This is a genomic window from Kitasatospora sp. NPDC002965 (assembly GCF_040611255.1).
GTDB lineage: Bacteria > Actinomycetota > Actinomycetes > Streptomycetales > Streptomycetaceae > Kitasatospora.
The window spans coordinates 23,767-40,374 of sequence record NZ_JBEXNT010000089.1 but is presented as its reverse complement, the minus strand read 5'-3'; the positions used below and the strand labels follow the sequence as shown (position 1 = coordinate 40,374).

The window sequence follows — 16,608 nt, the reverse complement described above, 5'->3', positions numbered from 1 at the left end:
GACGAGCTCGGCCTCGATCGGCTCGACGTCGATCGGCTCGACGGCCGCCGTCCCGGCCTCGACGGTCGCGTCACCGTCGGCACCGGTCCGATCAGAGGCGGTGTTCCTCAGCCGCAGCATCCGCCGCCGCAGCAGCCGCCCCCGCCGGAGGCCTGCGGCGGCGCGCCACCGGACGACCCCGCGCCGGTCACGGCGACGGCCGACAGCAGCTTGACGGTGTCCTCGTGGCCCTGCGGGCAGACCGCGGGGTCGTTGGCCTGGGCCATCGTGCGGCGGAGTTCGAACGTGGCCCCGCAGGAGCGGCAGCGGAAGTCGTAGCGTGGCATACCCCGCAGCGTAGCCGGGGTCCGCGTCCGGGCGCCCGTGTCCGCGCATTCCGGCCTTCGGCTCCCGGCTCTCGGCCCTGCGCTCCAGACTTCCGGCCTTCCCCCGGCTGCTACCGCTGTCCGCCCAGGTCGCCGCGGATCAGCTCCACCACGTTCGCCGCCGTCTCCCGCACCGCGGCCAGCTCGGTCAGGAACCGCCAGTAGTCCGGATGCCGCCCGGCCTCCTCCAGCTCGACCGCCGCCCGGTCCAGCCGCGCCACCGCGGCGTCCAGCGGAGCCGCGTGCCGCGGGTCGGGCGCCTGGCGCCCGGCCATCGCGAGCCGCTGCGCGTCCCGCAGCGCGAACCGGGTGCGCTCGATCTCCCGGCTCGGGTCGTGCTGCACCTCGTTCAGCTGCCGCAGCCGCTCGTTCACCGCGACCACCGAGCCGTCCGCCGTCTCCAGCAGGGCCCGCACCGTGCCGAGCGCGGCCGTCGCGTCCGGCCACCGCTGCTCGTCGCGCGCCCGTGCGGCCTCGGCCAGCTTCCCCTCGGCCGCCCGCCGGGCCTCCACCACCTGGTCCGGCACCCGCTGGAGGTCCTGCCAGCACGCGATGGTGAACCGCCGGCGCAACTCGCTCAGCGCCGGCTCCACCGTCTCCGCCTTGGTCTCCAGCGCCTGGATCCTGGTCCGCAGGCTGGCCACCCGGCGGTCGATCTCCCGAGCCCGCTCCGGCAGCTGCTCCGCGTCCGCCGCGATCGACTCCGCGCGCTCCTTCACCCGCTCCGCGCGCTGCAGGGTCGCCTCCACGCCGTGCCGGCCCGCGCCCTCGTTCAGCCGCCCCAGCTCCGGCGCCAGCTCGGCCAGCCGCGCCGCCAGGTCGTCCGCCCGCAGCCCCGCGCCGCGCACCGCCTCCAGCGCGTTGCTCGCCGCCAGCAGCGCGTGCTTGGCCTGCTCCACCGCCGGCGCCACCCGCATCAACTGCGACTCGGCCCGGTCCAGCGACGGCTGCAGCTTCCGCAGGAAGTCGTTCAGCTCCGCCAGCGCCGAGCCGAGCTGCCCCTTCACGTCGTTCAACTGGTTCCTGGCCCGCGCCGCCGCGCCGGACTCCAGCTCCTCCGCGTCCAGGTCGTGCGCGTCCAGAGCCGCCAGGTAGTTGACGGTCACCTGGTCCACCCGGCCGGAGATCGCCTCGAAGTCCGACACCGCCCGCCGGGCCGTCGCACTGTCCCCGACCGCGCGCACCGTCTCCACCGCCAGCCGCACCTCGCGCTGGGCCGAGTCCACCTCGTAGAACGCCTGCTGCGCCGCGTCCCGGGCCGCCCGGGCGTCCGACCGCGCCCCGTCACCGCCGCGCCGCCCCCACCAGCCCCCGCCGGTCCCGAACGACGCCGCCCCGGCCGCCCCCAGCACGCCCGCGACCACCAGCGGCAGCACCAGAGCCTCGGCCATCACACCCCCCGGCCACCGCCGCCCCCGCCCGCCTCCGCCGGCCACCCTCACTGTGCGCTCCCTGCTCCGACAGCTGATCCACCGCCCATTGTTCCCGATCACCCCACCCGACCGGCACCCCACCCGTCCCACCCACCGAGCACCTGCACCACACCACCGCGCGGACCAGGTACTCTGGGCACTCGTCGTGCGCCCTCCACAGGCCCACGACCAGGGGCGCGTAGCTCAGTGGTAGAGCGCTGCTCTTACAAAGCAGATGTCGGCGGTTCGAAACCGTCCGCGCCCACAGAAGAAATGCCCCGCAGCGAACACGCTGCGGGGCTTTTGACTGCATCGATTGACGGCAGCGGGCGAGCTCGCTCGGTGAAAAATGGGCGCCGGTCGGCAGAGTGCCGGCCGGCGCCATTGTCAGTGAGCGCCGGGTTCTGTGACTAGTACGACTCGTCCTCGTCGCTGTCCGGGTCAGCGCTGTCGATGAAGCCGGCCTGGGTGTCGGGCTCGTTCTTCACGAGCGTGGCGTAGACCTGGAGTGCGGCGTCCCGAGCCTTCTTCCACTCGTCGTGGGTTCCGAAGGGATGGGGCGGCGGGGAGACCGTGGAGGCGCTGAGCTCAGCGCCGGCGTCCATGGCGATCTCCAGGGCGAACGCGAGACGCTCCCGGTTGACGCGGTCGCGGGCCTCGGGGCTGTCGGCGAGGTTCCGACCGCGACGGTTCTCCTGCTGCTTGAGTGACCCGGCCATCGCCTTGCCGGGGCTGGCGATTGTGAAGAGCCGGCCCTCGGTCAGCCGCACCGCCTGGAGGGTTTCGGCGGTCGACCCCGCGATGACGACGCTGCCGTCATCCCTGATGTCGGGGATGTTGTACTCGTGGGTGGGCTGCTCCGGGTCCCACCCCGACCACGCGGTGGCGAGCATCCGCAGGCCGTGCGGGTGGCTGGCCAGGTCGCTGAGGATCACCGGCGGGATGCCCCGGTAGGGGGTGGTGCCCTCGTAGAACTTGGATTCACGGTCCCGGGTGAGGTAACCATCCATGATCAGTGCGTATCCGCCGCCGATCATCAGCGTGGTCCGGGCCGCGGCGTCCCCGGCGAGCGCCATCTCCAGCAGCTCGGTGGGCGCCTTGTAGATCGGCGTCCAGGCGCCGCCGACCACGGTGTCGGTGAGATAGCCGCCGTCCCCGAAGGCGTTGCGGGCGGTCTGCAGAGAGGCAGGCTTGTGGTTTCCCTTCTCCTTGCGACTCTTGGCCTTGCGGATGTCCCGGTCGACGATGACGCCGAGCATGAAGCTGAACTGCTTGGTCGTGACGGCACGGCGGGCCATGATGTTGCGGATCTCGGCCTTGGCCGCGCGGAACGCGGCACCGCTGGTGAGGCGGTGGGTGGTGTAGATCGCGCGCCAGACGGGGGATGCGTCGGGGCAACCGATCAGGTCGGGGAGGTCGGCGAGCGGCGTGACCCCGGTGACGATGCCGCCCTGGACGCGGGTCAGCACACCGCGGGCGACCAGCCCGTCGATGACCTGGTTGGCGATGTTGTGCCACATCGCGTCCTGGGTCCAGGGGTTCTTCTCGAGGTGCTCACCGGCCACGAGGTTCTCCACCATCGTGACGAAGGAGAAGGTGCTCTCCGGGGTGAATGAGTCCACCGTCGTGGTCTGCGTGGTCACTGGCCGGCCTCCGGGGTGTTGCCGTTGTGGGCGCCGACGACCAGGCGGACGGGCACGGTCGTGGCCTGGCCGACGCGAACGACCTGGTCGGTCAGTCCGCGCTGGTAGGCGGTGTTGTAGGTGACGACCTCGTCCCGCACCGCGCGGCGGAGGCTGTTGGGGTCGCGCAGGAGGTCCTCGACCACGGCGTCGCCGGTGCCCTCGTTACTCCGGGCGGTGCGGGTCTTTGCGGCGGAGGAGAGGCGGGAGATGCCGTCCACGACGACGGGCAGCACGCGGGAGGGCGAGCCGTCCGTGAAGGTGACCCGGACCAGGATGACCAGGAGCGGCTCGGACACGCCGCGCTGCATGATTGAGTCCGAGTAGTCGGACTTCGGGGTGTTCAGCGTGCTGACCACCGTCTCGCGGACCAGCTCGGCGAGCTCCTTCGGGGAGGAGAACTCGCACTGGGCCTGGGCGAGCGGGTGACCGTTCCCGTCGTGATCATCCAGCAGACGGGGAGCCGGCACGGACAGGGACAGGGCCGCGATGCGCGGCTGGTAGAGCGGGAACAGCATCCGGGCCCAGGCCCGGCATTCGATCACATCCAGGGCACCACCTGGAACGGCCACCTCGCTGAGCAGCGAGACACCGTTGGGCTGCGTGGTGACCAGCAGGGCGGCCCGCTCGGGCTCGACCTGCAGGGCTGCGGCGGCCTTGCGGGCGTCCTCGTCGAGGTTGGTGCGCGGGTTCCTCTCCAGCCGCATCGCGACCTTCCGCAGCGCGGCGGTGGCTGGCATCTCCGGCAGCGGCAGCGGCCGGCGGGTGATGCTGAGAGCCTCGAGGTCGTGATCGGCCTGGGCGGGGAGTTCGATACGGGGCTGGAGGTTGTGCGGCTCGCGGAAGAGCGGAATGTGCTCGGTCACTGGGTTTGCCCATCGTGACACCGCCGTGCAGCCGAGTTGCTGCGACGGCTTCAGCGGCGCGACGCCGGAAGGTCAGAACTGTCGCCCGCCCACGGAGGGAACTGCCGTCAGTTGACGGGGTGTGCTCCGTGGCGCCTGCCACGTCTTGCAGCAGCACGAACATTCACCGCCCGGATCGCCGGTTGGGTCGCAGTGCCCCCTTGGAGGCCACCCGGATTTGGGAGTCCAGGTGTCGTACCGCCGCGCCGACGCGGATCGACGCAAGAGGAGCGTGGCCCAGGAGCGGACGGCGCGTCAAGTCGAGCTCCCGGCCATCGGGTCGCGCCCCGCGATCGATGGCCCTCGACCCTCGTGTCGTGCAGAGGCGGGTAGGGCACGGCCCGGTCACAGGTCCGTCACGTCACCTCGCGCTCCCGGCGGTCGTCGATACGGTCCCCTCACCACGCCACTCGCACTTCTGGGGAACTCATGCGCCGCACCACCCTCGCCGTCGCTGCCGCAGGGTTGACCCTTCTGAGTCTGACTGCTTGTGACCCCGTGACGGCCGATGGCACTTCCACGACCGTTTCCAACGCCGCTGAGGCAGCGACAGGAAGCGTTGCCGCAGGAACGCCGGCTGTCACCCCAGTCGCTGTGCCTCCCGCCGCTTCCACTTCTTCCCTGCCCTCCTTTGTCGGCATGGGGCTGCAGTCTGCCCAGGATGCCGCCCAGAAGGCCGGCTTCTACCTGCTCACCAGCCACGATGCGCTCGGACGGTCTCGAAACCAAATCTCCGACCGGAACTGGAAGGTCTGCACCCAGGCGCCCGCCCCCGGCGAGCAAGCCACGAGTGTGAAGGTCGACATGGGTGCGGTGAAGCTGGACGAGCAGTGTCCCGCGCAGGATCAGGGAGCGAGCGGTCCGGCGAAGGCCGGGGCCACGATGCCTGAGTTCATCGGCAAGGCCGTATCCGTGGTGCATGACTCCCTGGACAAGGCGACATCGATCGTCGCGAAGGACGCCGGCCCCCAGAACCGGATGGTGCTGGTCGTCTCCAACTGGAAGGTGTGCTCCCAGGATCCGGCGCCCGGTGCTGCGTTGACGGGACAGCCGGTGACGTTGAAGGCCGTGAAGTTCGGTGAGAACTGCCCGTAGTGGTGTTCACCCGCGGCCCGGGGTGGGTCCGGGCCGTGGGTGGGGGTGGGGATGGGGTTCCGGGGGTCAGGGGAGGCGGGTTTCGAGGATGCGGAGGGTGTCGGTGATGCGGATGGTGCGGGTGACGAGGAGGCCGGCGCGGGTGGCGAGGGTGCGGTAGTCGGACTCGGGGCGGTCCTGGCCGCCGACCAGGACGGTGAGGAGGAGGCCGCGGAAGAGGGCCTCCTGGTCGGACTCCTCGTCGACCATGCCCTCGATGACGAGGAGGGTGGAGTCGGGGCGCATGGCCTCGCGGATGCGTTCCAGGATGCGGACGATGGTGTCGTCGTCCCAGTCGTGCAGGGCGCGCTTGATGGTGTAGACGTCCGCGCCGGGCGGGACGGAGTCGAAGAAGTCGCCGGCCACCACCTCGTAGCGGCCGTCGACGCCGGAGGCGGCGAGGAGGTCCTCGGCGAGGGGGACGGTCTCGGGGCGTTCGAGGATGGTGCCGCGGAGGGCGGGGTTCTCGGTGAGGATCGCGGCGAGGAGGCTGCCGAGGCCGCCGGCGACGTCGACGACGTGGTGGGCGGCGGTGAAGTCGTAGGCGCGCGCGGCGGCGGTGCTCTCGGCGACGGAGACGGCGCTCATGGCGGCGTTGAAGCGCTGTTTGGCGTCCGGGTCGGTCTTGGTGAGCTCCCAGAAGGAGACGCCGCCGTTGGCGACCTCGAAGGAGGACTCGCCGGTGCGCACCGAGTGCAGCAGGTCGCCCCAGGCGGCCCAGTGCCAGTTGGCGGCCATGAAGCGGGCGTCGGTGGACTCGGGGTTGCCGGGTTCGCTCACCAGGACGGCGGAGAGCGGGGACTGGGCGTACGTCCGGCCGTCCGGGAGGCGGTGGAACACCCCGTAGGTGGTGAGGGCGCGCAGCAGGCGGCCCAGGGTGGGGGCGTGGGTGCCGGTGAGTTCGGCGAGTTCGGTGACGGTGCGCTCGCCCGAGACCAGCAGGTCGGGTATGCCGAGTTCGGCGGCGACGTGGATGGCGCGGGCCCGCCACGCCCCTTGGAGCAGGGCGACCATGTCCTGGTGGGCGTCGAAGGTCTCGGGCTGCTGGGGCATCTGGGTCTCCGTGGGTCGCGAGGACGGGGGAGGTGCGAGGGGGCCGGCCCGCAGCTCGGGCCGGCCCCCTGCGGTGCTAGGCGGTGTGCGCCGGCGGGATGTTGTGGTTGTAGCGGAACGCGTTGGCCGGGTCCCAGGCCGTCTTGAGGGCGACCAGCCGCTCGTAGGCGTCGGCGGTGTAGGCCTCGCGGACGTACGCGGGGTCGGTGTGGGCGATGCCGGCCATGAAGTTGAGCATGCGGGTGCCGCTGTACCAGGGCTCGAAGGTCGCCACGACCTTGGCCTGGGCGGCGAGGACGTCGTCGTCGGCGCCGGTGCCGAGCACGCCGGCCGCGTACACCTGGAACGGTGCGGGTACGTGGGCGACGGCGTTGGGCGTCTTCGGCGGGCGGGCCAGGGCGCCGCCGAGCTGGCGCAGTTCCAGGCCGACCACGCTGTGGGTGCCCGGCCCGACGAGGGACAGCACGGCCTCCACGACGTCCTCGTCGAAGGTGCGGAGCTGGAACGTGTTGATGTGGTAGGAGCCGGGCGTGGGCGGGTCGTTGTGGATGGTGCCGACCTCGGTGTACGGCATGTCGGTGACCGTGTCGAGCAGGGTGGGGGCGACCTCGCGCAGCGGCCGGATCAGCCGCTCGCCCTCCTCCGGCGTGCCCAGGTAGCAGAGCCGCAGGTGCAGGGCGAAGCGCCCGCGCAGTTCGGCGGGCACGCCGTCGACGTCCGGCCAGTCGAGCATGAAGAAGGAGGAGCTCATCTCGTCGGGCATCTCGGCCGCCCACGTGCGGTAGCGGTGCAGGGCCGCGCGGGTGGACTCGGCGGGGAACCAGAGGCCGCCGCCGTACACCCGGGTCAGTTCGACCAGGCCGACCTCGATCGCGGTCACCGCACCGAAGTTGCCCTTGCCGCCGCGCAGCGCCCAGTACAGGTCGGGGTTCTCGTCCTCGGTGGCCACCCGGGGCTCGCCGTCGGGGGTGACGACCTCGATCCGGTGGACGTGGTCGGCGGCGAAGCCGTGCTGCCGGGAGAGGACGCCGACGCCGCCGCCGAGCGTGTAGGAGACGGCGCCCACGAACGGGGCCGAACCGTTGAGCGGGGCGAGGCCGTGTTCGGCGGCGGCCGGGATGACGTCCTCCCACAGGACCCCGGCCTCCAGCCGTGCGGTGCGCTGCTCCGGGTCGATCCGCACGCCCGTCATCCGGCCGGTGGCGAGGTAGAGGGCGTCGCCGTCCGCGGGCACCGAGGCTCCGTGGCCGGTGTTCTGGACGGCGACGCCGAGCCCGAGCCCGGCGGCGAAGCGGACGGCGGCGGCGACGTCGTCGGCGTTCTCCGGGACGACGACGAGGGCGGGCCGGTGCACGACCGAGCGGTCGAAGCCCGCGGTGTGCTCGGCGTAGCCGGGTTCCCCGGGCAGGAAGACGTCGCCGGCGAGGCGCAGGGAGAGGGCCGCGGTCTCCTCGGGGGTGACGGTCGTGCCGCCGCTGGAGGGGGTGCCGTCGGTGGCGGTGTTCTTCTCGTTCACTTGGTGCCTTCTTCTCCATCGTTCCGTGGTCCGCGGCCGGCTGTCTGGTGCGGGCCGCGCGGGTGGTTCGGTCCGGGTGGTTCCGCGGGGCGGGTGCGGTGTCGAACGGGCATGCGTGTCAACGGGATTGGCCGTTCGCTTCGTGCGATTCGCCGGCGGTGCCGGGTGCCTGGCCCACCATTCCGGCCGTGAGCGTACTGCCGTCCGCCGGGTCGATGAGCAGGAACGAGCCGTTCCGGCGCGAGCGCGCGTACGGGTCCAGGGGGAGCGGTTCGGCGGTGCGCAGCGTGACCCGGCCGAGGTCGTTGACGGAGAGGCTGCCGTGTGCCGGGGTGGGGCGCAGGCCGTCCGGGTCGAGCCGGACGGGGATGGCGGTGACCAGTGCGGGGACGGTCCGGGTGGCGTGTTTGACGAGGACCCGGGCGCCCTCGCGCAGGGGCCGGTCGTGCAGGTGGCAGACGGTGGCCTCGACGGTGCGGGTCGGGCGCGGCGCGGCGTCGACGGGGGCGATGAGGTCGCCGCGCGCCACGTCGAGGTCGTCGGCGAGCCGCAGGCTGACGGACTGCGGGGCGCGGGCGGAGTCCACCGGGGTGCCGAGCGCGTCGATGGCGGTGACGGTGCTGGTCAGGCCGGCCGGCAGTACGGTGACGCGGTCGCCGACGCGCAGGGTGCCGGCGGTGATCCGGCCCGCGTAGCCGCGCTGTCCGGTGGCGCCGGGGCGGATGACGTACTGCACGGGGAAGCGGGCCGGCGTGTCGTCCGGTTCGCCGGCGGCGGGCACCGTCTCCAGGTGGTCGAGCAGGGTCGGCCCGCCGTACCAGTCCATCCGGGTGGAGGCGGTGACGACGTTGTCGCCGTCGCGGGCCGAGATGGGGATCGCGGTGACCTCGGGCACGCCCAACGACCTTGCCAGGGCGGTGAATTCGTCGACCACGGCGGTGAACGGGGCGGCGCGGAAGTCGACCAGGTCCAGCTTGTTCACGGCGAGCAGCAGGTGCGGCACCCGTAAGAGGGCGGCGACGGCGGTGTGCCGCCGGGTCTGTTCGACGACGCCGTGCCGGACGTCGGTCAGGATCACCATGAGCTCGGCGGTCGAGGCGCCGGTCACCATGTTGCGAGTGTACTGGACGTGTCCGGGGGTGTCGGCGAGCACGAACCGCCTTCTGGGCGTGGCGAAGTAGCGGTAGGCGACGTCGATGGTGATGCCCTGTTCGCGTTCGGCGCGCAGCCCGTCGGTGAGCAGGGCGAGGTCCGGTACGGACAGGCCGCGGGCGCGCGAGGCGTGCTCGACGGCGGCCAGCTGGTCGGACAGGACGGACCGGGAGTCGTGCAGCAGTCGCCCGGCGAGGGTGGACTTGCCGTCGTCGACGGAGCCGGCGGTGGCGAAGCGCAGCAGCGAGGCCGCGGTGGTGGTGAGGGCCTCGGCGGGTTGCCCGGTGGCGGCGGTCATGGCTAGAAGTACCCCTCGCGCTTGCGGTCCTCCATGGCGGTGTCGGAGAGCCGGTCGTCGGCGCGGGTGGCGCCGCGTTCGGTCAGCCGGGACGCGGCGATCTCCGTGATGACCGCGCGCACCGTCATCGCGCTTGACTCGACGGCGCCGGTGCAGGCCATGTCGCCGACGGTGCGGTAGCGGACCGTCCGCTTCTCGGCGTGCTCGTCGGCGCGGGGGCCGCCCCAGTCGCCGGCGGTGAGCCACATGCCGTCGCGGCGGAAGACCTCCCGGTCGTGGGCGAAGTAGATGCCGGGCAGCTCGATGTGCTCGCGTTCGACGTACTGCCAGACGTCGAGCTCGGTCCAGTTGGAGAGCGGGAAGACCCGGAAGTGCTCGCCGGGGCCGTGCCGGCCGTTGTACAGCTGCCACAGTTCGGGGCGCTGGCGGCGCGGGTCCCAGCCGCCGAACTCGTCCCTCAGGCTGAACACCCGTTCCTTGGCCCGGGCCTTCTCCTCGTCGCGGCGCGCACCGCCGAACACGGCGTCGAAGCGGTGGAGTTCGACGGCCCGGCGCAGGCAGTGGGTCTGCAGCGGGTTGCGGCTGCCGTCCGGGCGCTCGGTCAGTTCGCCCCGGTCGATGGACTCCTGGACGAGGGCGACGTGCAGCCGCAGCCCGTACGCGGCGACGACGCGGTCCCGGTAGGCGAGGACCTCCGGGAAGTTGTGGCCGGTGTCGACGTGCAGCAGCGGGAAGGGCAGCGGCGCGGGGGCGAAGGCCTTCCGGGCCAGGTGCAGCATCACCACGGAGTCCTTGCCGCCGGAGAACAGCAGCACCGGGCGCTCGGCCTCGCCGACCGCCTCGCGGATGATGTGCACGGCCTCCGACTCGATCTCGGTCAGGTGGTTCACAGCAGCCCCCGTCCGGCGAGCAGTCCGAGCAGGGCGGTGACCGACTCCTCGACGCTCTGCCGGTCGGTGGGCAGGACGAGGTCGGGCCGGGCGGGTGGCTCGTACGGGTCGTCGACGCCGGTGAGCCCGGTGAGGTCGCCGGCCGCCTGCCGCGCGTACAGGCCCTTGACGTCGCGCCGCGCGCACTCCTCGACCGGGGTGGCGACGTGCACCTCCAGGTAGGTGGTCGCGGAGTGCTCGTGGCGCTTCCGGACGGCCTCCCGGGCGTCCGCGTACGGCGCGATCACCGGGGCGAGGACGAGGACCCCGTTGCGGGCCAGTACCTCGGCGACCAGGCCGATCCGCTGGACGTTGGCGAAGCGGTCCTCCCGGCTGAAGCCGAGGTCGGCGGTGAGCAGGGTGCGGCTGCGGTCGCCGTCCAGGATCTCGACCCGGCGGAAGCCGGGTTCGAGACGCCGGGCGGTCTCGGCCGCGATGGTCGACTTGCCGGAACTCGGCAGCCCGGTGAGCCAGACGGTGGCACCGGGCCAGCAGGTGCAGTACGGGCGGTGGGGGGTCATCGGCCACTCCGTAGCCTGGGTCGGTGGGTTTCGGCCCGGTCCGCGGGCAGGGCCAGCAGGGCGCGGACGGCCGCGGTCAGCCGGCGGCGGCGCTGCTCCGCGGACGGCGCGGTGTGGGTGGCGGAGCGCCAGGCGACGAAGCCGTCGGGGCGGACCAGCACGGCGCCGCCGCGGCCGGTGCCGCAGGACCGGGTGAAGGACAGGGCCGGGGGCAGGGACTCGCCGGCCGGCAGGACGTGCGCGCGCAGTGGGACGCCGAGGTCGCGGGCGACCTCGGCGGCGGTGGTGCGCCACCGTTCGTCGGCGGTGAGCAGGGTGAGCACGGGGCCGGTCCGGGTGGTGGGTGCGCAGAGGTCGAGGGTGGAGGCGGTGACGGTGCGGTCGCCGCGCCGCAGTCGGACGGGGACGTGCGGCAGGCGGGTGCCGGGGGCGCCGGTCAGGGCGAACGCGGCGGGGAAGGCGTCGGCGGCCGGGTCGGCGGGCCGGTCGCGGTCGGCGGGCCGGGCGGGCGGCCCGGCCGGGTCCGGGAGGTCCGGGAGGTCCGGGAGGTCCGGGAGGTCGGCGAGGCCCGCGAGGTCGGCCGGGTCGGACAGGCCGTCGGGGACGGCGGCCGAGCGGTAGCGGTAGCCCATGATGATGGTGCGCGGGTCGGCGGGGAGCGTCCCGCCGAGGCGGTCGGAGGGGACGCCGTCGAGCAGCAGGGTCTGCCGGGCGGTGGCGATGCCGACCGGGCGCCGTTCGGCGTCGTAGCTGTCGAGCAGGGCGGGGCCGGCCCAGCCGCGCAGGACGGCGGCGAGCTTCCAGGCGAGGTTGTGCGCGTCCTGGATGCCCATGTTGGATCCGTAGCCGCCGGCCGGCGGGTGCAGGTGGGCGGCGTCCCCGACCAGCAGGACGGGGCCCTGCCGGTACCGGTCGGCCATCCGGTGCCGGGCCTGCCAGTGGAAGGTGGCGGCCAGGTCGATCCGGATGCCGGGCACGCCGATCGCGGCCCGCAGCAGTTCCAGGCACCGTTCGGGCGCGGGCGCGGGCGCGGCCTGCGGAGCGTCCGGGAGGTTCGGGGCGCCGGGACCGGGGCCGGGGCCGGGGCCGGGGCCGAGGGCGGTGGCCTCCACGGCCGCCGCCCAGCCGTGCGCGTCGTTGAGCTGCATCAGCGCGCCGGAGAAACCGGGGTTGTCGATCATGCTCATGAAGAAGCGGCGGTGCCCGATCAGCCCGGCCAGGTCGGCCCGGAACAGGATGCTGGTGCGGCGGGCCACCGTACCGAGGCCGGTCCGGACGACGCCGACGTGCTCGGGGATCCAGCCGTGCGCGCCGTCGGCGGCGACCAGGTAGCGGGCGGAGAGCCGTTCGAGGCCGCCGTCCGGGCGCCGGACCCGGGCGAGCACGCCGTCCTCCCCGACGTCCAGCCCGACCAGCTCGTGGCCGAACCGGACGTCCGCCCCGGCCCGGACGGCGCCCTCGCGGAGCAGCGGCTCCATGCGGTCCTGACCGCACCAGAACGGCGGGCACGGTCCGGGGACGGCGAGCTCCTCCTCGCCGGTCTCCAGGACCTCGGCGTCGTCCAGCCGGGCGAGCGAGGGGATGCCGATCACCGTGCGGGGGAGCACCCGGTCCGGCTCGGTGCGGGCCCGCGGATCGTCGCCGGGCACCACCTCGAAGCCGACCGCCGCGACCGCCGGCTCCAGGCCGGCCTCGCGCAGCAGCTCCATGGTGCGGCGGGTGACATGGGTGGCGCGGGGCAGCGGCGAGGTGGCGGCCCGGCGTTCCAGCAGCCGGACCGCGACGCCGGCGCGGGCCAGGAACAGCGCCGTCGCCAGGCCCGTCGGTCCTCCTCCGACGACCAGTACGGTCATGGGCGCAGCTTCTCCTTGTCCGCTCTCTCCGCCGACTCCGCCGTCCGCGCGGCTCCCGTCGTGCCGGCCGTCCCCGCTCAGGACTTGCTGACCAGGTGGCCGCCGACGACGAGGTGGTCGAGGTTCATCGAGACGAAGGCGGCGACCGCCTCCTCCGGGGTCTCGACGATGGGCTCCCCGGCCGTGTTGAACGAGGTGTTGAGCAGCACCGGGCAGCCGGTCAGCCGCTCGAACTCGCCCAACAGCGCGTAGACGGTGGGGTTCTGGTGCTCGAACAGCGTCTGGTGCCGGGCCGTGCCGTCGACGTGCGCGGCGGCCGGGATGACGTCCGGCCTGGTCACCCGGGTGACGATCAGCATGTACGGCGAGGGCTGGCCGAGGTCGAAGAACTCGTCGCTGCGCTCGGCGCGGACGATCGGCGCGTACGGACGGAACCACTCGCGGAACTTGACCTGCTCGTTGAGGTGGTCCCGCACCGACGCCGGGTACGGCGCCGCGAGGATGCTGCGGTGCCCGAGCGCCCGCGGCCCGAACTCGCTGCGGCCGTCCCACCAGCCGACGATCCGCCCGTCGGCCAGCAGCGCGGCCACCTCCCCGGGCAGGTCGTCGGGCCGCCGGGACGGCAGCCCGGAGGCGGCGACGGCCGCGTCCACCCGCGCCTGCGGGTACTCGGGCCCGAGGTAGGCGTCGGTGAGCGCGGGCAGCTCGTCCATCGGTACGCCCGCCAGCCGGTGCAGTCCGTAGTAGGCGCAGCCGAGGCTGATGCCGTTGTCGCCGGCGGCGGGCACCACGAAGATCCGCTCGAAGCCGGTCTCCCGGAGGATCCGGCCGTTGGCGACGCTGTTCAGGCCGACCCCGCCGGCCACGCAGAGGTCGGTCAGCCCGGTGCGCGCGTGCAGGGCGGCGGCGCAGTGCACCAGGGCGCGCTCCAGCACCTCCTGGGCGGCCCGGGCGATCGCCGCGCGGACGTCGAAGTCGGCGTCCCGGGCGAGGCGTTCGAGGACGTGCGAGACCTTGCTCGCGGAGATGCTGACCCCGCCGCCGGGCAGCAGGGCGACCAGCTCGGCGAGCTCGTCGACGAACCGCTCGTCCCCGTACGGGGCGAGGCCCATGGTCTTGCCGTCCTCGCTGACCGGGAAGCGGGTCTTCGGCCCGGTGTACGCGAGCCCGATCGCGATGCTGGCGCTGCGGTAGAAGTGGCCGAGCGAGTTGTCGGTCTCGCCGGGCTGGTAGTAGGCGCTCTCGGAGGCGGCGTCCACGACGTGCGCGCCGCTGACCCGGTCGAGCAGGCGGATGCCGTTCCGGTCCGCGGTGTACGAGCTGACGGTCTCCGCCTCGCGGCCGCCGGGCCCGGTCCGGTCACCGGCCACCAGGCTGCCGGAGTTGTCGCAGACGAGCACGGCGGCGCGGTCCAGCCCGGAGGCCGCGAACGCGCTGTAGGCGTGCGCCAGATGGTGGTTGATCACCTGAACGCGGTTGCGGAACGAGTGGTAGAACGGGCGCGGCACCAGCTCGCAGGCGACGACGTGCTCCACCTCCGCCGCGCCGGTGCCGAGCTGTGCCAGGACGGCCTGCCGGCTGGCGCCCGCCAACAGGTCGGTGCCCAGGCCGTACTTGCTGCGCACCAGCCGTTCCTCGTCGACGGCGACGAGGCGGCTGCCGTCGGTCGCGCACGACGACCAGTCGTGCCCGGAGCCACCGAGGCCCAACACGGTCATAGGAGGTCCTTTCCAACGCGAGGGCACCGGTCGACGCGTACGGGGCTCCCCGCCGCGGGCCGGAGCGGCCGGGCGGGCGGAGGAAGAGGCGCACACCGGAGGGGGCTTGGGGGAACGCACACCGCAGAAGGGCTGGAGGAACGCGCGCCGGAGGGGAGGACGGCCGGAAGCCGTCCTGGTGTCGGCGGAGCACAGGCACCCGGGAATCGGGGCGACATCGGCACTCTAGTCAGGCGGCGTCACAGACTGTCAAGAACGGGTGCCGGTCCGTGCCCCGAGTTGGCTCAAATCGCCTTTCGCGCCCGTACGTCCCCGGTGCGTCCAGTGGACACAAGGGATCTTCGGGTACGGAGCGGGAGCGGCGCGGACGCGAACCCCAAGCGGAACGGTGTCGATCGTTCCGGACGCCGCCTTACCACCCGGCGGCCCCGCCGGCGGGCGCCTTTTCGGCCAACGTCAATCCGAGCGGGACACGACAAGCAGCGGAGCCGTTACCGTGATGCGGTGGCTGTCGGCCGCCGGCCGCCGTCCGTGTCTCCTTCGGGTGGCCCGCCTGTCCGTGGTGCCCCGACGCCCGTGACGCCCCGAGCTCGAACCCCGCCGGTGCCCCCATCCGGCAACCCGATCCCCTGTACGGCTGGACGAGGGAGTACTGGGTGACTGAGCAGCAACGCACCATCGTCATCATCACCGAGGGCGCCGCCCCCGCCCTGCTCGACCGCTGGTGTGCCCAGGGCCTCCTGCCGGGATTCGCCCGGCTCCGCTCCGAAGGGGCGAGCGGTCCGCTCGCGGCGGAGGGCACGCCCTACGAACCGCCCGGCCTGGTGAGCGTGCTCACCGGCCAACGCGCCGCCGACCACGGCTACTTCTCCTACTGGACCTGCCACGACCCGGAGTACTCGCCCCAGGTGCTCGGCTCCGGTGACCGCCGGCACCCGCTGCTCTGGCAGCACGAGGGCTTCGCCGGCCTGCGCTTCGCCTCGATCGGGCTGTTCGGGACCCACCCGATCGAGCCGATGGACGGGTCGCTGATCAGCTACCCCATGCAGGCGACCCTGCACGCCTGCCACCCGCGCGACCTCCAGCGCCGGCTCGCCAAGGAGGGCATCCGGCCGGTGCACGACGTCTCCATCTTCTGGACCGGCCAGCCGCGCGAGCAACTGCTGCCCCGACTGCTGGAGGCCGATCGCCAGCGGGGGAGGGCCGCCCTCGCGCTGCTGCCGGAGCACGACGTGGTGATCGTCAACCTCACCAGTATCGACCGGACTTCGCACATCTACTGGCAGGAGCTGGAGCACGGTCCCGACCGTGAGCAGGAGAGCGCGGTGTTCGCCGCGTACCGCACCTGCGACCAGGTCGTCCAGGACGCCCTGGCGGCGGCCGGGGACCGGGTCGACGTGCTGGCCTTCTCCGAGATCGGCTTCGGCCCGCTGCGCACCTACTGCTCCGTCAACGACGACCTGGAGCGCGCCGGTCTGCTCGCCAGGACTCCGGACGGCCGGATCGACTGGGCGAACACCACCGCGTTCGAGGCCGTCCAGGGCACCCACGGCATCAACGTCAACGTGCGGGACCGCTACAAGGCCGGCCGGATCGCGGAGCACGAGTACGAGCGGGTCCGCGCCGAGGTGCGCACCGCGCTCCTGGAGACCGTCAACCCCCGCACCGGACGGGAGTTCCTCGCCGAGGTGCTCACCCGCGAGGAGGTCTACCCCGGCGCGGCGACGGCCGGCGCGCCCGACCTCCTCATGGAGCCCGCCGACTGGCGCTACCTGCCGATGGGCGATCCGCAGTGGGCCGCGCACGTCCACCGGACGTGGCAGAGCGGCTGGCACCGGCGGGAGTCCTACTGGGCCGGCCTCGGCCCCGGTTTCGCGTCCCGGTACACCGACGACACGGTGGCCGCCCCGATCGACGTGCCGGCCACCCTGGCCCGGCTGCACGGGCGACCGGTCCCCGAGGGGTGGCGCGGCCGCCCGCTCGGCCCGGCCGTCCCCTGAGACCAGGCTCCGCCCGACCCCGAGTGCGGGCTCCGCCCGGCTCGTGCCCGACGCCCACGTTCCGCCCCGA

The 16,608-nt window shown here is 73.3% G+C and carries 13 protein-coding genes and 1 tRNA gene; 3 read left to right on the top strand and 11 right to left on the bottom strand.

From position 1 onward, the window contains the following. Nucleotides 1-107 precede the first annotated feature (107 nt). A complete protein-coding gene (locus tag ABZY91_RS28560; RefSeq protein ID WP_355405815.1) occupies nucleotides 108-326 on the bottom strand; it encodes a zinc ribbon domain-containing protein in 219 nt (72 codons plus the stop codon). A gap of 110 nt (nucleotides 327-436) precedes the next feature. After that, entirely contained in the window at nucleotides 437-1,756 is a 1,320-nt protein-coding gene (locus ABZY91_RS28555; RefSeq protein ID WP_355405814.1) for a hypothetical protein, read from the bottom strand. A gap of 214 nt (nucleotides 1,757-1,970) precedes the next feature. Between ABZY91_RS28555 and ABZY91_RS28550 the strand changes: the two genes are divergently transcribed. After that, nucleotides 1,971-2,042: transfer RNA gene (locus tag ABZY91_RS28550), tRNA-Val, on the top strand. A gap of 145 nt (nucleotides 2,043-2,187) precedes the next feature. Here the strand turns inward: ABZY91_RS28550 and ABZY91_RS28545 are convergent. After that, nucleotides 2,188-3,420: a hypothetical protein gene (locus tag ABZY91_RS28545; RefSeq protein ID WP_355405813.1), complete on the bottom strand. Its 1,233-nt coding sequence runs from the start codon at nucleotides 3,418-3,420 to the stop codon at nucleotides 2,188-2,190. Continuing rightward, complete coding sequence (locus ABZY91_RS28540; RefSeq protein WP_355405812.1) at nucleotides 3,417-4,325, bottom strand: hypothetical protein; 909 nt, start codon at nucleotides 4,323-4,325, stop codon at nucleotides 3,417-3,419. Before ABZY91_RS28540 ends, ABZY91_RS28545 begins: the two co-directional genes overlap by 4 nt. Before the next feature lie 468 nt (nucleotides 4,326-4,793). Here ABZY91_RS28540 and ABZY91_RS28535 point away from each other — a divergent pair, with 468 nt between their 5' ends. Further along, entirely contained in the window at nucleotides 4,794-5,459 is a 666-nt protein-coding gene (locus ABZY91_RS28535; RefSeq protein WP_355405811.1) for a hypothetical protein, read from the top strand. A 66-nt stretch (nucleotides 5,460-5,525) separates the two neighbouring features. On the opposite strand, the gene ABZY91_RS28530 is transcribed toward ABZY91_RS28535, so the two are convergent. The 7 genes from ABZY91_RS28530 to ABZY91_RS28500 form a co-directional block, all read right to left on the bottom strand. Next, complete coding sequence (locus ABZY91_RS28530; protein ID WP_329878952.1) at nucleotides 5,526-6,551, bottom strand: methyltransferase; 1,026 nt, start codon at nucleotides 6,549-6,551, stop codon at nucleotides 5,526-5,528. Nucleotides 6,552-6,627: 76 nt separating this feature from the next. Continuing rightward, complete coding sequence (locus ABZY91_RS28525) at nucleotides 6,628-8,067, bottom strand: FAD-binding oxidoreductase (RefSeq protein WP_355405810.1); 1,440 nt, start codon at nucleotides 8,065-8,067, stop codon at nucleotides 6,628-6,630. 118 nt (nucleotides 8,068-8,185) lie between these two features. Continuing rightward, nucleotides 8,186-9,517, bottom strand: coding sequence for a GTP-binding protein (locus tag ABZY91_RS28520; protein WP_355405809.1), 1,332 nt, complete (start codon nucleotides 9,515-9,517; stop codon nucleotides 8,186-8,188). 2 nt (nucleotides 9,518-9,519) lie between these two features. Further along, nucleotides 9,520-10,407 (bottom strand): sulfate adenylyltransferase subunit CysD, encoded by an 888-nt coding sequence (gene cysD, locus ABZY91_RS28515; protein ID WP_329878949.1) that lies wholly within the window; start codon nucleotides 10,405-10,407, stop codon nucleotides 9,520-9,522. After that, the gene (cysC, locus tag ABZY91_RS28510) at nucleotides 10,404-10,967 is read right to left on the bottom strand and encodes an adenylyl-sulfate kinase (RefSeq protein ID WP_329878948.1); all 564 of its coding nucleotides are present in this window, start codon (nucleotides 10,965-10,967) and stop codon (nucleotides 10,404-10,406) included. The genes cysD and cysC overlap by 4 nt, the downstream gene beginning before the upstream one ends. Next, nucleotides 10,964-12,820 carry an FAD-dependent oxidoreductase gene (locus ABZY91_RS28505; protein ID WP_355405808.1) on the bottom strand — a complete coding sequence of 619 codons (1,857 nt, stop codon included), beginning with the start codon at nucleotides 12,818-12,820 and terminating at the stop codon, nucleotides 10,964-10,966. The genes cysC and ABZY91_RS28505 overlap by 4 nt, the downstream gene beginning before the upstream one ends. Before the next feature lie 77 nt (nucleotides 12,821-12,897). Then, entirely contained in the window at nucleotides 12,898-14,538 is a 1,641-nt protein-coding gene (locus ABZY91_RS28500; RefSeq protein ID WP_329878946.1) for a carbamoyltransferase C-terminal domain-containing protein, read from the bottom strand. A gap of 656 nt (nucleotides 14,539-15,194) precedes the next feature. On the opposite strand from ABZY91_RS28500, the gene ABZY91_RS28495 reads away from it, so the two are divergent. Next, a complete protein-coding gene (locus tag ABZY91_RS28495) occupies nucleotides 15,195-16,538 on the top strand; it encodes an alkaline phosphatase family protein (RefSeq protein ID WP_329878945.1) in 1,344 nt (447 codons plus the stop codon). Nucleotides 16,539-16,608 lie beyond the last annotated feature (70 nt).

Excerpts from the sequence above, each read along its gene's own strand:
- ABZY91_RS28520 (WP_355405809.1), bottom strand. The coding sequence starts at position 9,517 with ATGACCGCCGCCACCGGGCAACCCGCCGAGGCCCTCACCACCACCGCG.
- ABZY91_RS28535 (WP_355405811.1), top strand. The coding sequence starts at position 4,794 with ATGCGCCGCACCACCCTCGCCGTCGCTGCCGCAGGGTTGACCCTTCTG.
- ABZY91_RS28500 (WP_329878946.1), bottom strand. The coding sequence starts at position 14,538 with ATGACCGTGTTGGGCCTCGGTGGCTCCGGGCACGACTGGTCGTCGTGC.
- cysC (WP_329878948.1), bottom strand. The coding sequence starts at position 10,967 with ATGACCCCCCACCGCCCGTACTGCACCTGCTGGCCCGGTGCCACCGTC.
- ABZY91_RS28530 (WP_329878952.1), bottom strand. The coding sequence starts at position 6,551 with ATGCCCCAGCAGCCCGAGACCTTCGACGCCCACCAGGACATGGTCGCC.
- ABZY91_RS28555 (WP_355405814.1), bottom strand. The coding sequence starts at position 1,756 with ATGGCCGAGGCTCTGGTGCTGCCGCTGGTGGTCGCGGGCGTGCTGGGG.
- ABZY91_RS28560 (WP_355405815.1), bottom strand. The coding sequence starts at position 326 with ATGCCACGCTACGACTTCCGCTGCCGCTCCTGCGGGGCCACGTTCGAA.
- ABZY91_RS28505 (WP_355405808.1), bottom strand. The coding sequence starts at position 12,820 with ATGACCGTACTGGTCGTCGGAGGAGGACCGACGGGCCTGGCGACGGCG.